The 11,793-nt window shown below is 72.0% G+C and carries 9 protein-coding genes; 6 read left to right on the top strand and 3 right to left on the bottom strand.

What is annotated here, in order from left to right:
• From ACFV9D_RS10970 to ACFV9D_RS10960, 3 genes are all read left to right on the top strand, one after another.
• The gene (locus ACFV9D_RS10970) at nt 1-864 is read left to right on the top strand and encodes a carbohydrate ABC transporter permease (RefSeq protein WP_385143971.1); all 864 of its coding nucleotides are present in this window, start codon (nt 1-3) and stop codon (nt 862-864) included.
• Nucleotides 865-921: 57 nt separating this feature from the next.
• Nucleotides 922-2,370, top strand: coding sequence for a GH1 family beta-glucosidase (locus ACFV9D_RS10965; RefSeq protein ID WP_385143969.1), 1,449 nt, complete (start codon nt 922-924; stop codon nt 2,368-2,370).
• A 93-nt stretch (nt 2,371-2,463) separates the two neighbouring features.
• Nucleotides 2,464-4,206: a VanW family protein gene (locus ACFV9D_RS10960; RefSeq protein WP_385143967.1), complete on the top strand. Its 1,743-nt coding sequence runs from the start codon at nt 2,464-2,466 to the stop codon at nt 4,204-4,206.
• On the opposite strand, the gene ACFV9D_RS10955 is transcribed toward ACFV9D_RS10960, so the two are convergent.
• Nucleotides 4,193-5,062 carry a ketose-bisphosphate aldolase gene (locus ACFV9D_RS10955; RefSeq protein ID WP_385143965.1) on the bottom strand — a complete coding sequence of 290 codons (870 nt, stop codon included), beginning with the start codon at nt 5,060-5,062 and terminating at the stop codon, nt 4,193-4,195. The genes ACFV9D_RS10960 and ACFV9D_RS10955 overlap by 14 nt on opposite strands.
• Nucleotides 5,062-6,027, bottom strand: a complete 966-nt coding sequence (locus tag ACFV9D_RS10950) for an SIS domain-containing protein (RefSeq protein ID WP_385143963.1) — start codon at nt 6,025-6,027, stop codon at nt 5,062-5,064. Before ACFV9D_RS10950 ends, ACFV9D_RS10955 begins: the two co-directional genes overlap by 1 nt.
• Before the next feature lie 151 nt (nt 6,028-6,178).
• Between ACFV9D_RS10950 and ACFV9D_RS10945 the strand changes: the two genes are divergently transcribed.
• The gene (locus tag ACFV9D_RS10945) at nt 6,179-6,973 is read left to right on the top strand and encodes a DeoR/GlpR family DNA-binding transcription regulator (protein WP_385143961.1); all 795 of its coding nucleotides are present in this window, start codon (nt 6,179-6,181) and stop codon (nt 6,971-6,973) included.
• Between the two features lie 42 nt (nt 6,974-7,015).
• Here ACFV9D_RS10945 and ACFV9D_RS10940 read toward each other — a convergent pair whose 3' ends face one another.
• Nucleotides 7,016-9,079 (bottom strand): phosphocholine-specific phospholipase C, encoded by a 2,064-nt coding sequence (locus ACFV9D_RS10940; RefSeq protein ID WP_385143959.1) that lies wholly within the window; start codon nt 9,077-9,079, stop codon nt 7,016-7,018.
• A 296-nt stretch (nt 9,080-9,375) separates the two neighbouring features.
• On the opposite strand from ACFV9D_RS10940, the gene ACFV9D_RS10935 reads away from it, so the two are divergent.
• Together ACFV9D_RS10935 and ACFV9D_RS10930 are read left to right on the top strand one after the other, a co-directional pair.
• Nucleotides 9,376-11,019 (top strand): protein kinase, encoded by a 1,644-nt coding sequence (locus ACFV9D_RS10935; RefSeq protein WP_385143957.1) that lies wholly within the window; start codon nt 9,376-9,378, stop codon nt 11,017-11,019.
• Nucleotides 11,016-11,657, top strand: a complete 642-nt coding sequence (locus tag ACFV9D_RS10930; protein WP_385143955.1) for a hypothetical protein — start codon at nt 11,016-11,018, stop codon at nt 11,655-11,657. The genes ACFV9D_RS10935 and ACFV9D_RS10930 overlap by 4 nt, the downstream gene beginning before the upstream one ends.
• Nucleotides 11,658-11,793: the final 136 nt, after the last annotated feature.

The following is an 11,793-nucleotide window of genomic DNA, read 5'->3' as shown; positions in this document are numbered from 1 at the left end:
ATGTCACGTGTTCGTACAAGCCTGCGCCCGTCGGCCGGCCGCCAGCACCACGCCGGCCCGCTGACCTACGTCCTGCTGGGCCTGGCCGCGCTGTTCTCGCTCTTCCCGCTGTACTGGAACCTGGTCGCCGCCTCCCACTCGGGCGAGCGCGTGGTCGAGGCCCCCGCCCCGTTGCTGCCCGGCCCCCGGCTCTTCGACAACCTCACCTTCGCCTGGAACCAGGTGGACATGGGCGAGGCGCTGATCAACACCACCGTCGTGGCGGGGCTCGTGGCGCTGTCGACCGTCCTGTTCTCCACGCTCGCGGGTTTCGCCTTCGCCAAGCTGCCGTTCAAGGGACGGGGCGCCATGCTCACGCTCGTGGTGGCGACGATGACGATCCCGCCGCAGCTCAGTGTGATCCCGCTGTACCGGATCATCACCGACCTGGGCTGGGTCGACCAGCTGCAGTCGGTCGTCCTGCCGTCCCTGGTCGCCGCGTTCGGGGTGTTCTTCATGCGGCAGTTCCTGATCGAGGCGCTGCCGGTGGAGCTGGTGGAAGCGGCACGCATGGACGGCGCGCACAGCCTCCGCGTCATCTGGCACGTCGTGTTCCCGGTGGCGAGGCCCGCGATGGCGGTGCTCGGGATGCTCGTCTTCGTGCAGGCCTGGAACGACTTCTTCTGGCCGTTCATCGCGCTGACCCCGGACGGGAACCCGACCCTCCAGGTCGCCCTGGCCGGTCTCGGCGCGGGCAACCACACCGTCGACCAGTCGATCGTGCTGACCGGCGCGCTGATCTCCACACTGCCGCTGCTGCTGGTCTTCGCCGTGCTCGGCAAGCACATCGTGGGCGGCATCACCGCAGGCGCGGTCAAGAGCTGACCGGCGCCCGATCCCGTCCTTCCGTCGTTCGTCCCTCTCACCCGGGAGCACTTCCGTATGACCGCGACAGATCCCCGACCGCTCACCACGGTCCGAGAGTTTCCGGCCGGCTTCCTGTGGGGCGCCGCCACCGCCGCGTACCAGATCGAGGGCGCCGCGGCCGAGGACGGCCGTACCCCGTCGATCTGGGACACCTTCTCGCACACCCCCGGGAGGGTCTTCGAGGGCCACACCGGCGATGTGGCGGTCGACCACTACCACCGCTTCCGTGACGACGTCCGCATGATGGCCGAGCTGGGCCTGAGCGCCTACCGGTTCTCCGTGTCGTGGCCACGGGCGCAGCCCACCGGCCGCGGCCCGGCCGTCCAGAAGGGTCTGGACTTCTACCGCCGCCTGGTCGACGAGCTGCTCGGCGCCGGTATCGAGCCGGTCGTCACCCTCTACCACTGGGACCTGCCCCAGGAGTTGGAGGCGGCTGGCGGCTGGCCCGAGCGGTCCACCGCCGAGCGGTTCGGCGCGTACGCCGCGCTCGTCGGCGAGGCGCTCGGCGACCGGGTCACGCGCTGGACGACGCTCAACGAGCCCTGGTGCAGCGCCTTCCTCGGCTACGGCTCCGGCGTCCACGCGCCCGGTCGCACCGACCCGGTGGCCGCCCTGCGCGCCGCCCACCATCTCAACCTGGGCCACGGTCTCGCCGCCCAGGCCCTGCACGCGGCGCTCCCCGGCCGGGCCCGGCTCTCCATCAGCCTCAATCTGCACGAGATCCGGCCGCTCACCCCCTCGGCCGAGGACCGGGAGGCGGCCCGCCGGATCGACGCGGTCGGCAACCGGGTCTTCCTGGGGCCGCTGCTCGACGGCGCGTACCCGGAGGACCTCCTCGCCGACACCGCGTCCCTCACCGACTGGGACTTCGTACGGGACGGTGACACGGCGGCGATCCGGCAGCCGCTGGACTCGCTCGGCATCAACTACTACACGCCGACGGTCGTGTCGGCGGTCGCGGAGGGCGAGGCGAAGCCGCAGGACGACGGTCACGGCGCCAGCGACCACTCGCCCTGGCCGGGCGCGGACGACGTGGCCTTCCACCGGGCACCCGGCGAACGCACCGCGATGGGCTGGGCGGTGGACCCGGACGGACTGCACGAGCTGCTGACCCGGGTCTCCGCCCGGTACCCCGACCTGCCGCTGCTCGTCACCGAGAACGGCGCCGCATACGAGGACGAGGTCCGAGGCGACGGCACCGTCCACGACCCCCACCGGATCGCTTACGTACACGCCCATCTGGCGGCCGTCCACCGGGCGATCGCCGACGGAGCCGACGTCCGCGGCTACTTCCTCTGGTCGCTCATGGACAACTTCGAGTGGGCGTACGGCTACGCGAAGCGGTTCGGCGCGATCCATGTCGACTACACATCACTCGCCCGTACCCCCAAGTCGAGCGCCCACTGGTACGCGCGGGTGGCGCGCTCGAACGCGCTCGCGGACCCGACGGAGGACTTGAAATAAGACCAGGTCAGGACCTTCCGACATGCGTGAGGCACCCGCTCGGCGTAACGTCGCCGGTGGATCTCGGGTACCCCGACCGCACCGGGAGGCTGTGTGCGCGACTCCAGTCACGAGGACGACGCCACGCCGTCGTCCTCTCGCAGTCGGCGAATACGCATCGCGCTGTCGGCGGCCGGAGTGGCCCTCCTCGCCGTGGGCGGACTGTACGTGGCGGGGCTCGTCGCCGACGGCGACGAGATAGCGGAGGGCACCCGGGTCGACGGGGTGGACATCGGCGGCATGAGCCGCGACGAGGCACGCGCGAAGCTGACGTCCTCGGCGCCGGCGTCCTGGACCGCCCCCGTACCGGTGCGGATCGGTGAGAGCACCGGCACCGTCGACCCCGCCACGGCCGGCCTGAGCGTCGACGTCGAGAAGACCGTCGAGCAGGCCGCCGACCCCGCCCGCGACCCGGTGACCGTGATCGGGCGGTTGTTCTCCGACGGGGAGGGGGACGTCGAACCCGTCGTCGCCTTCGACGAGACGAAGGCCCGGGCGGCGATGGGCGAGACGGCCCGGACGTACGACCGCGCGACCGTCGAGGGGGCCGTCTCCTTCAAGAACGGCCAGGCGGTCACCGTCCAGGCCCGTGACGGACAGAAGCTGGACGTCGACGGCGCCGTCGACACGCTGCGCGCCAACTATCCGGAGCCCGTGGCGAGGTACCCGGTCGCGCTGCCGACCGCCGTCTCCCGGCCCAAGGTGGGCGAGACCGAGACCGCGCGCTTCCTCAACGAGTTCGGAACGCCGGCGATGTCCGGACCCGTCACGCTCACCGTCGACGGCGAGAGCCTGCGGATCACCGCGACGACGCTCGGAAACCATCTGACGGTGAAGGCGGACGACAAGGGCCGGCTCGTCCCCACGCTGAACGCGCAGGGGCTGATCCGCGACCCGGCGGTGGCGCGGCCGCTCGACGAGATCGCCACCGGGCCGGTCGAGGCGGAACTGGGTGTGGAGGACGGCCGGGTGGTGGTGTTGTCGGACGGCCGCGCGGGTCACGAGGTGTCCGCCGATGCCCTGGGCGACGCGGTGCTCCCGCTGCTGCCGAAGAAGGGCGAGGCCGCGCGCACCGGGCCCGTGGCCACGCAGCTGATCCAGCCGGTCCTCACCCGGAAGTCGGTGGCGGAGATGGGGATCAAGGAGCAGATGTCGACCTTCACGGTCAACTTCCCCACGGCGCCCTACCGGACGACCAACATCGGCCGCGCGGTCGAGCTGATCAACGGCTCACTGGTGAAGCCCGGCGAGGTCTGGAGCTTCAACAAGACCGTCGGCGAGCGCACCAAGGCGAACGGTTTCGTCGACGGCACGATGATCCTGGACGGGCAGTACCACTCGGCGCCCGGCGGCGGTGTCTCCGCCGTCGCCACCACCGTCTTCAACGCGATCTTCTTCGCGGGGGTCAAGCCGGTCGAGTACGGGGCGCACTCCTTCTACATCGAGCGGTACCCGCCGGGCCGGGAGGCGACCGTGGCCTGGGGCACGCTCGACCTGAAGTTCCGCAACAACTCCGACGCGGCGATCTACATCCGGGCGAGTTCCACGGACTCCTCGGTGACCGTGAGTTTCCTGGGCACGAAGAAGTACGACGTCGTGGAGGCGGAGGAGGGTCCCCGGACCAACCTCACCGAGCCCGCCGAGCGGAAGGGCACCGGCCCCAAGTGCGAGCCGCAGCCCCCGCTCGAGGGCTTCGACATCACCGTGGACCGCGTCTTCCGCGACGGCGGGGCGGAGGTCGGCCGGGAGACCTTCCGTACGCACTACACCCCGCGCGACCGCGTCACGTGCGAATGAGCGGCGCGTCGGCGAGGGGCGCGTCGGCCGCCAGCACCCGGAGCAGGTGAGTGACGGCCTCGGCGACGGCGGTGCGCGCCGGGCCGAGATACCGGCGCGGGTCGACGGTCGAACCGTTCTCCCCCAGGTGGGTCCGGACGGCCCCGGTGAACGCCTTGTTCAGGTGGGTCGAGACGTTCACCTTCGTCATGCCGGCGTTCACGGCGCGGCTGAGGTCCACGTCGCCGACCCCGGACGAGCCGTGCAGCACGAGGGGTACGCCGACGGCCTCGCGCAGCCGGGAGACGAGGTCGAGGTCGAGGACGGCGTCCCGGGTGAGCATCGCGTGGGAGCTACCGACGGCCACGGCGAGGGCGTCGACGGAGGTGGCGGCGACGAACTCCCGTGCCTCGTCCGGGTCGGTGCGCACCCCGGGGGCGTGGGCGCCGTCCTTGCCGCCCACCTCGCCGAGTTCGGCCTCCACCCAGACGTCGTGGCGGTGGCAGTAGTCCGTGATCTCGCGGGTGGCGGCGATGTTCTCCGCGTACGGGAGGGTGGACGCGTCGAACATGACGGAGCAGAAGCCGAGGGCGACGGCCTCGCGCACGAGTTCGGGCGACTCGGCGTGGTCGAGGTGGACGGAGACGGGGACGGCTGCGCTGCGGGCGATGGCGAGGGTGGCGAGCCCGATGGGTTCCAGCGCGCCGTGGTAGCGCGCCGTGTTCTCGCTGATCTGGAGGATCACGGGCAGTCCCGCGGCCTCGGCCCCGGCGACGATGGCCTGCGCGTGCTCGATCTGGATCACGTTGAAGGCCCCGGCGCCGGCGTTCCGCTCGCGCGCGCCGAGGACGATCGCGTCGGTGGTGGCGAGCGGCATCAGCTCTGCTCCGTCGCGTCGGTCGAGAGGACGACGGACCGGGTGAGGTTGCGCGGCCGGTCGGGGTCCTGGCCCTGGGCCTCGGCGAGCAGGACCGCGAGTCGCTGCGCGCGGATGAGGTCGGCCATCGGGTCGAGCGCGTCGTCGGCGCCGCTCGACTCCGCGACGAGGGTGCCGCCGACGCGGGCGACGTCGTCGGCGAGGCCGGTGGGAACGGGGCCGAGCGACCAGGCCACCCGGCCGGGCGCGGTGATGCTGATGGGGCCGTGCCGGTACTCCATGGCGGGGTACGCCTCGGTCCAGGCGCCCGCGGCCTCGCGCATCTTCAGTCCGGCTTCGAGGGCGAGGCCGTAGGTCCAGCCGGTGCCCAGGAAGGTGTACTGCTCGGCGCCGGTGATCTCGGCGGCGAGGGGTTCGGCGACGGCCCGCTCGGCGTCCTTGGCCGCCCGCTCCACCGTGCGCAGGCCGGCCGGAAGGGCGTCCTCGGCCTCCAGGTGGGCGCGGAGCAGGGCGAGGGCGGTGGTGGCGAAGCGGGTCTGCACCACCGACTCCTCGTCGGCGAAGTCGAGGACGGCGACGGCGTCGGCGGCTGCCATGACGGGGGTCTTCGGGTCCGCGGTGAGGGCGCCGGTGGCGACGGTCCCCTTGACGCGGGTGAGCAGATCGAGGACCTCGGTGGTGGTGCCCGAGCGGGTGATCGCCAGGATCCGGTCGTAGCGGCGGCCGAGCGGGAACTCGGAGGCGGCGAAGGCGTCGGTCTCGCCGTGGCCGCCGCTCTCGCGGAGCTGGGCGTAGGCCTGGGCGATGAACCACGAGGTACCGCAGCCGATCACCGCGACGCGTTCCCCGCGCGCCGGGAGGGCCGCACGGTGCTGGGGCAGGGTCTCGGCGGCCTTGCGCCAGGAGGCGGGCTGGGAGGCGATTTCGGCGGCGGTGCGGGAGGGGGAGAGTCCCGAGGTGGGCACGTGCGGCTCCTTCACTGGAGAGTGATGCTCATTTCTGCTCGTAACAACATACTTTCAAGCAACTTCGAGCATCTGTTCTGTGCGCAGTATCCATCAGTCGGCGCGTTCGGTCCAGCTCTCCCCTTCCCGTACGGCGGCTAAAATCGCGATCATGTCGAAGCACGAGCGGTGGAACACGCTCCTCGAACTGCTCGCCGCCACCGGCAGGCTGGAGGTCGAGGACGCCGCGGCGACGCTCGACGTCTCCCCGGCCACGATCCGCCGGGACCTGGACGAGCTCGCCGAACAGCGGCTCCTCGTCCGCACCCGTGGTGGGGCGGTGCCGCAAGGGGTCTCGTACGAGCTTCCGTTGCGCTACAAGTCCTCCCGGCACGCCGCGGAGAAGCAGCGCATCGCCGCGGCCGTGGCGGAGCTCGTCCACGAGGGCGAGGTCGTGGGTCTCAACGGGGGGACGACGACGACCGAGGTGGCCCGCGCCCTCGCGCTGCGCTTCGCGGGCGGTGGCACACGGGAGACGACCGGCGCCCCGGCCCTGACGGTGGTCACCAACGCGCTGAACATCGCGGGCGAGCTCGCCGTCCGCCCGCAGATCAAGATCGTGGTCTCCGGGGGCGTGGCCCGCTCGCAGACGTATGAACTGGTGGGCCCGCTGGCCGCCGGGGTGCTCGACGAGGTCGTTCTCGACGTCGTCGTCCTCGGTGTCGACGGCATCGACCCGCGGCTGGGGCTCATGGCGCATCACGAGGACGAGGCGGGGATCAGCCGGCTCTTCGCCGAGCGGGCGAGCCGGGTCGTCGTGGTCGCCGACGCCTCGAAGCTGGGCCGGCGCGCCTTCGCCCGGATCTGCGGCGTCGACCGGGTGGACGTCCTGGTGACGGACGCGGCCATCCCGGCAGAGGCGGTGCGGGAGTTGACGGACGCCGGCGTGCGGGTCGTCACCGTCTGACCCGCCGCACCGCCCGACCCGCCGCACCGCCTCGTCGGTCCCCTAGGCGGTGATGATGCCGGGGTCGCTGACGCCGGGGGCACCGGTCTCCACATGGCCGGCGAAGCGGCGCAGGAAGGTGGTGTCCCGGTCGGACACGACCGACACGTCGTACCAGCGGCGGCTTCCGCTCAGCGGCACGGTGTGCGTCACCGTGGCGCCCTTGGCGACCGTGACGGACTGCGAGCCGCCGCCGTAGGCGGGGGCGTTGGTGACCTTGAGCGTGACGTCGACGGAGCCGGCGTTCGTCATCGTGAGCACCAGGGTGCCGCCGACGGCGTCATGACGGGCCTTCACCTCGGGTCCCGCGGTCTTGCCCGGCCCCCGGAAGGTCCGCAGGAAGCCCTGCGGGCCGTGCACGGTGAGGTCGTACACCCCGTTCGAGTACGTGGTGTTCCAGGTGTCCGGCAGGGTCTTGCCGGGCCCGGCGGTGTACGTCCACGGACCGTCGGTGCGGTTCGGCGCGGTGACGTGGAAGAACGCCCCCGCCTTCGCCCCGGCACCGAAGGTGAGGGTGAAGCGGCCCGTCGACGGGGTGGCCGTGCCGTCGACGAACAGCTCGTACGGCGTCGGCCGGGTGGGGCGCGCGCCCCGCTCCTGCACGGGCAGCACGGGCTGGGCGGGCGGCTTCGGTACGTAGCTGGGGTGCCGGACGTTGTCCGGCGGCTCGTAGCCCGAGGTGTCCGGCAGCGTCGGCGGCGCGGTGTCCTCGAGACCGAAGTCGAAGGCCGAGGTCAGGTCGCCGCAGATGGCGCGCCGCCAGGGCGAGATCTGCGGCTCCTGCACGCCGAAGCGACGCTCCATGAACCGGATGATCGAGGTGTGGTCGAAGACCTCGGAGCAGACGTAACCGCCCTTGCTCCAGGGCGAGACCACGAGCATCGGCACGCGCTGGCCGAGACCGTAGACGCCGGCCGCGTACCCGGCGTTGCCGGAGAACCGGTCGAGGGAGGTGTCGACGGTGGAGAGCCCCTGGGCGGCCGAGGACGGCGGGTAGGGCGGGACGACGTGGTCGAAGTAGCCGTCGTTCTCGTCGTACGTGATGAACAGCGCCGTCTTGCTCCACACCTCGGGGTTGGAGGTGAGCGCGTCGAGGACCTGGGAGATGTACCAGGCGCCGTAGTTCGCGGGGAAGTTGGGGTGCTCGCTGAAGGCCTCAGGGGCGGCGATCCAGGAGATCTGCGGGAGCCGGTTCGCGGCGACGTCCGCCCGCAGGATGTCGAAGAACCCGTCGCCGTTCTTGGCGTTCGTGCCGGTGCGGGCCTTGTCGTAGAGCGGGTTGCCGGGCTGGGCGTTGCGGTACTTGTTGAAGTAGAGCAGGGAGTTGTCGCCATAGTTGCCGCGGTAGGCGTCGTTGATCCAGCCCCAGTGGCCGGCCGCGTTCAGACCGTCGCCGATGTCCTGGTAGATCTTCCAGGAGATCCCGGCCTGCTCGAGCCGCTCGGGGTACGTCGTCCAGTCGTATCCGGCCTCCTCGTTGCCGAGGACGGGGCCGCCGCCGGTGCCGTCGTTGCCGGTGTGGCCGGTCCACATGTAGTAGCGGTTGGGGTCCGTGGCGCCGATGAACGAGCAGTGGTACGCGTCGCAGACGGTGAACGCGTCGGCGAGCGCGTAGTGGAACGGGATGTCGTTCCGGTTCAGATACGCCATCGTGCCCGCGGACTTGGCGGGGATCCACTGGTCGTACTTGCCGTTGTTGAAGGCCTTGTGGCCGCCGGCCCAGTCGTGGTTGAGCCCGGCAATGAACTGCATGCCGAGGTCCTCGGCCGTGGGGTGGTACGGCAGGACGGTCTTGTTGCCGTCCTGCTGGTGCCAGACCGACTTGCCGCTGGGGAGGGTGACCGGGCGGGGGTCACCGAAGCCCCGGACGCCTTTCATGGCGCCGAAGTAGTGGTCGAAGGATCGGTTCTCCTGCATCAGCACGACGATGTGCTCGACGTCGGCGAGGGTCCCGGACGCGCGAGCGGCGGGAATGGCGGCGGCCCGGGCGATGCTGCTGCCGAGAGCGGCGAAGCCTGCGGTGGCGCCTGCCACCTGCAGGAAGCGACGCCGATTGAGTTCCGTCATGGGTCTGAGCACCTCTGATGGATTCCGGGGGACGGTGGTCCGAGCGAGCCCAAGATCAGTGGGTGAGGGGACGGGGACGTGTCGACGACACGTGGGGGCGCGGTACAGGACATGAACGCGAATCCGGTCGGGCGTCCCCACGGCCGGGAACACCGTAGGGTCCGGCGGCGCGCGGGCGAGGCCGGTCGACGAAGAGTCCATGGGCTCGTGCGAGAAGTCCATGCGCCGTCCGTGCGCCCTTCCCGGGAACCGACCGTGGCCGGAATCTGTCCCCATGGAGGAGGACGGGGGGCGATATGGACGCATGGGTGGTCCCCGGGTACACGGAGTACCGGGAACTGGGTTCGGGCGGCAGCGGGCGGGTGGTCCTCGCCGTCCACGACGCGACCGGCGTGCCGGTGGCGGTGAAGTACCTCGGTGAACGCCTGCGGACGGACGCCGCCTTCGTCCGGGGCTTCCGGGCCGAGGCGCGCCTGCTCGGCGGCCTCGACTCGCCGTACGTCGTGGGTCTGTACGAGTACGTCGAGGCCCCGCGCGGCGCGGCCATCGTCATGGAACTGGTCGACGGGCTCGCGCTGCGTGCCCTGCTCGCACGCGAAGGCGCCACCGGTCCCGAGGCGGCGCTCGTGGTGCTCAAGGGCTCGCTCCTGGGCCTCGCCGCCGCGCACCGGGCGGGGGTCGTGCACCGCGACTACAAGCCCGAGAACGTCCTGGTCGCGGCCGACGGCTCGTCCAAGCTGGTCGACTTCGGCATCGCCACGGACCGCGGCAGCACACCCGGTGTCGCCGGCACACCCGCGTACATGGCTCCCGAACAGTGGAACGGCCGGCCCGCCTCACCCGCCGCCGACGTGTACGCGGCGACCGCGACGTTCTACGAGTGCCTGACCGGGCACAAGCCGTTCACCGGCCAGAACATCGCCGAACTGGCGCTCCAGCACCTCGATGCGCCCGTTCCCAACGCGGACGCGCCGGAACCGTTGCGTCCGCTGATCCGGCGCGGTCTCGCCAAGGCTCCCGAGCAGCGGCCGGCGAACGCGGCGGCGTTCGTGACGGAGTTGGAGACCGTGGCCACGGCCGCGTACGGGCCCGACTGGGAGGAGCGCGGCCGGCGCGCGCTCGCCGCGCTCGTGGCCCTGCTGCCGCTGCTCCTCCCCTCGTCGGGCGGAGGGCCGGCCACGGGCACGACCGCACTCGCTACGACCACCCTGCCGCCGCCGCCCGCGGGTCGCGGGATCCGGCTCTGGCCGAGGGTGCTGCCGGCCGGCGTGGCGGCGCTGATCCTGGCCGTGCTGGCCGCTGTCGCCGCACGTGCCGGGGACGACGGGCCGGGCCGTACGACGTCCGAGGCCTTCGTCACCACCAGCGCGCTGCCGGCGGGCCCCGCGCCGTCGGAAACGCCGGCACCGACGAGCAGTCCTCCAGAGGTGCCGCCCACGGACGCGCCGACCACTCCCCCGCCGTCACCGTCGGACGTGCCGACCTCCACCGCCCCGCCGACGACGACCGCTCCGCCCACTCCGACGTCACCGACACCGACGACACCACCGACGACAGCGCCACCGACGACCACTCCGGCCACGGAGCCCACCTCCGCCCCGCCGACCACGCGGCCCGTCGCCGTGAAGTCCGTCTCCGTCACGAGCCTGCGTCAGACGGGCACGAGCACCGCCGAGGCGACGTTCGAGGTCGTCACCGACGGGACCGGCCCGGTGACCGTGGCCGTCTCCTGGTTCACCGGCGGCACCAAGGGGGAGCTGGGCACGGCCGACGGTTCCGAGAGCGTCAGGCGAAGCGGAGCGACGCGGTACACGATCATGCTGACCCATACCTTCCAGGGCCGTGGCTGCTACTGGGGTGTGCGGGCGACGACCGACCCCTCTGCCGCGAACGGCGGTTCCTCCCAGCAGCTCCTCACCAGGCGGTGCACGGTCTCATGAGCGATCCCCGACGCCCGTACGACCCGGACGAGTACAGCGCCACGGTGCTCGGCAGCCAGTGGTTCGAACGACCGGCGGAAGGGGTGGCACCCGACCGCGTCGAGGGTGAGGTCCTGCGCTTCGGTCCCGGTGTGACCGCGGCCGTCCGGCGCCGGTCCGGGGGCGGCGGTGGCCCCACGACGGAGCAGATCTGGCACGGCACGCTGCCCGGGCGGACCACCAGTGGACCGCCACCTCCCGCACGGCGTCCGGGTCTTGGCCGGTACGCCCTGGCGGGCGTCGTGCTGCTGGCCGTGCTGGCCTTCCTGGCCTGGCAGCGGCTCGGTCCGACGGTGTCCGTACACGGAGTGACGGTCACCGCGCCGCGGCAGCCGCTCGGCTGCGACGGCACGGCGGACGTCGTGGCGGTGGTGGACACCGACGGGCGCCCCGGAACCGTGACGTACCGCTGGGAACGCAGCGACGGCACCACGTCCGGACAGCTCCGGGAGACGGTCGCCCGGGACCAGAAGCAGGCGCGGCTCCATCTGCTGTGGACGTTCCGCGGTCAGGGCGAACACCGGGCGACGGCCAGGCTGGTGATCGTCTCACCCACCCGGCACACGGCCGAGACCCGGTTCGTCTACCGGTGCGCATGAGAGCGCGTCCGTGAACCTGCCGGCCGGGCGTGGTCCCTGCGGGCGAGGCCGGGGACGCCCCGACGAGTACCGACCGGGTCGCGAGTCTGCCCTGGTGAGCGGCGTAGGACGTGGTACGACGCTGCCAGGCGCGAGA

It is taken from the genome of Streptomyces sp. NPDC059875 (assembly GCF_042731085.1).
GTDB lineage: Bacteria > Actinomycetota > Actinomycetes > Streptomycetales > Streptomycetaceae > Streptomyces.
The sequence above is the reverse complement of the archived record's forward strand: the minus strand, read 5'-3'. Positions and strand labels throughout refer to the sequence as shown.

Bases quoted from the DNA above. Each gene is read 5' to 3' on its own strand.
- ACFV9D_RS10940 (WP_385143959.1), bottom strand. From the start codon at position 9,079: ATGACGGAACTCAATCGGCGTCGCTTCCTGCAGGTGGCAGGCGCCACC.
- ACFV9D_RS10955 (WP_385143965.1), bottom strand. From the start codon at position 5,062: ATGCCGCTCGCCACCACCGACGCGATCGTCCTCGGCGCGCGCGAGCGG.
- ACFV9D_RS10970 (WP_385143971.1), top strand. From the start codon at position 1: ATGTCACGTGTTCGTACAAGCCTGCGCCCGTCGGCCGGCCGCCAGCAC.
- ACFV9D_RS10945 (WP_385143961.1), top strand. From the start codon at position 6,179: ATGTCGAAGCACGAGCGGTGGAACACGCTCCTCGAACTGCTCGCCGCC.
- ACFV9D_RS10935 (WP_385143957.1), top strand. From the start codon at position 9,376: ATGGACGCATGGGTGGTCCCCGGGTACACGGAGTACCGGGAACTGGGT.
- ACFV9D_RS10965 (WP_385143969.1), top strand. From the start codon at position 922: ATGACCGCGACAGATCCCCGACCGCTCACCACGGTCCGAGAGTTTCCG.
- ACFV9D_RS10930 (WP_385143955.1), top strand. From the start codon at position 11,016: ATGAGCGATCCCCGACGCCCGTACGACCCGGACGAGTACAGCGCCACG.